Here is a 1908-nt window from a genome sequence, read left to right as displayed (position 1 = left end):
CATCCAGATGCTCCGGCCGGTAGGCGGCGAGTTCGAGCCTCACCCCGTTGGCGGCCGCCCAGACGGCCAAGTCGGGCTCGGGCAGGGGCGCCACGACAACGAGCGCGGCGCTCGACTGAGCCAGAAGCCGCGCCTTGGCAAGCGCCTCCTCGCCGCCGCCGACGACCACCACACGGCGACCTTCGACGCGCAGGAAAACGGGGAATGCGTTCAGCTTCGCCGTCTCTTCGGACATGGGCACTCGGTCTCCCGGTTACGATCACGGATTTTGCCTATCAGCTTCACGTTTCAGAAGAAACGCACTCGCGCCCGAACATCATGGCGGCAATCGCTTTTGCGCTGCCTGCTCCGGGGAGGGAAAAATCATCCCCGCGGCGCGCCAAGTGCCGCGGCGCGCGGTGGAACGTCGGTTCATCCCCGGCGTTTGTGGGATGGAACAGAGAAAACGGAGAAAAGCGATGGCGGACGTCCGGCTCGAGCACGGCATCTGGGTAATGGTTGCCGATGGGGAAAAGGCGCTTTTCCTGCGTAACGAAGGTGATGCCGAATATCCGAACCTGGAGGTGGTGCGCGAGATGCACGACGACAATCCGCCCACCCGCGAGCAGGGTACGGACCAGCCGGGCCGCTATCGCGACGCCGCAAACGTCCACAAGAGCGGCTTTGAAGAGACGGACTGGCACCGGATCGAGAAGGAGCGTTTCGCCGACGAAATCGCCGAGCGGCTCTACCGGATGGCGCACAGGGGCCGGTTCGAGAAGATCATTCTCGTCGCCCCGCCCGTCGTGCTCGGCGCATTGCGCAAGGTGCTGCACAAGGAGGTCGAGGCACGGGTGGCGGACGAGGTGCCGAAGACGCTCACCAACCACACGGTTTTCGACATCGAGAAAGCGCTGACGGTCGGCGGCGCGCCGACTTTCCCCGTCCAGGGCGGTTCGCGGGTCTGGTGAGCCAAGGCTTATCCGGCGCCTCGAAACCGGCCGCAATCAGACGTGCTGGCCGCCATTGATGTGGACTTCCGCGCCGGTCACGTAGGACGAGTTGTCCGAACAGAGGAAGAAGATCGTGTCGGCCACTTCCGCCGTCTGGCCGAGGCGGCGCAGCGGGATGGATTCGATCAGCCTGTCGGTTCCCGGCGAGAGGATCGAGGTCTCGATCTCCCCCGGCGCGATGGCGTTGACGCGGATGCCGTGCGGGCCGAAATCCGCCGCCATTTCGCGCGTCAGCGCCGCAAGCGCGGCCTTGGAGGTGGCATAGGCGGTACCGGCGAAGGGATGGACGCGGCTGCCGACGATCGAGGTCACGTTGACGATGGAGCCCCTGGCCGTCGTCAGCTCCTTGAACAGACCGCGCGCCAGCATGATGGGGGCGAAGAAATTCACCTGGAAGACGTCGCGCCAGACATGCATGGGCGTGTCGATGGAGTTCATGCGGCCGCCGCCGTCGAGCTTCGGCGAAATGGCGGCATTGTTGACCAGAGCATCGAGCCGGCCGCCATTGGCGGCCAGCCGATGGCGGATTTCGCCGATGGCGATGCCCACGCCCTCCTGGTCCGACAGGTCGAGCTGAATGTGATCCTCCGGCCCCGCTGGCCACGGGCAGTCTTCGGAGAATGGGTGCCGCGAGCAGGTGATGACGCGCCAGCCCTCGCGCGAGAAGCGCTTGACGGCCGCATGGCCGATCCCCCGGCTCGCCCCGGTCAGGACCAGGGTCTTTCTCTCATCAATCTCGCTCACGGCGGTCTCCATCAGGTTCTGCCTATGTAATGGCAAGACGGCTGGATTGCGAGCGTTCTCGAAAGACGTTCAATTTCCCAGGATGATGTCGAGGATCGTCAGCGAGCCGCGCTGGCGGGGGCCGCCGACATCGGCCGGAGGGACCGGCCGGCCATCGGAGGCGGCCGGCACC

The 1908-nt window shown here is 65.7% G+C and carries 3 protein-coding genes; 1 reads left to right on the top strand and 2 read right to left on the bottom strand.

Translation table 11 applies throughout. The annotated features are described in order from the left end of the window. Positions 1-235 (bottom strand): NAD(P)-dependent oxidoreductase (locus ACFP9U_RS24865; protein WP_378625546.1); only part of this gene is annotated, 235 nt, incomplete at its 3' end. 223 nt (positions 236-458) lie between these two features. Between ACFP9U_RS24865 and ACFP9U_RS24860 the strand changes: the two genes are divergently transcribed. Beyond that, complete coding sequence (locus ACFP9U_RS24860) at positions 459-950, top strand: host attachment protein (protein WP_378625544.1); 492 nt, start codon at positions 459-461, stop codon at positions 948-950. Between the two features lie 36 nt (positions 951-986). Here ACFP9U_RS24860 and ACFP9U_RS24855 read toward each other — a convergent pair whose 3' ends face one another. Further along, a complete protein-coding gene (locus ACFP9U_RS24855; protein ID WP_378625543.1) occupies positions 987-1736 on the bottom strand; it encodes an SDR family NAD(P)-dependent oxidoreductase in 750 nt (249 codons plus the stop codon). Between the last annotated feature and the right edge of the window lie 172 nt (positions 1737-1908).

This window comes from Nitratireductor sp. GCM10026969 (assembly GCF_042660605.1).
In the GTDB taxonomy this organism is placed as follows: Bacteria; Pseudomonadota; Alphaproteobacteria; order Rhizobiales; family Rhizobiaceae; genus Chelativorans.
The sequence above is the reverse complement of the archived record's forward strand: the minus strand, read 5'-3'. Positions and strand labels throughout refer to the sequence as shown.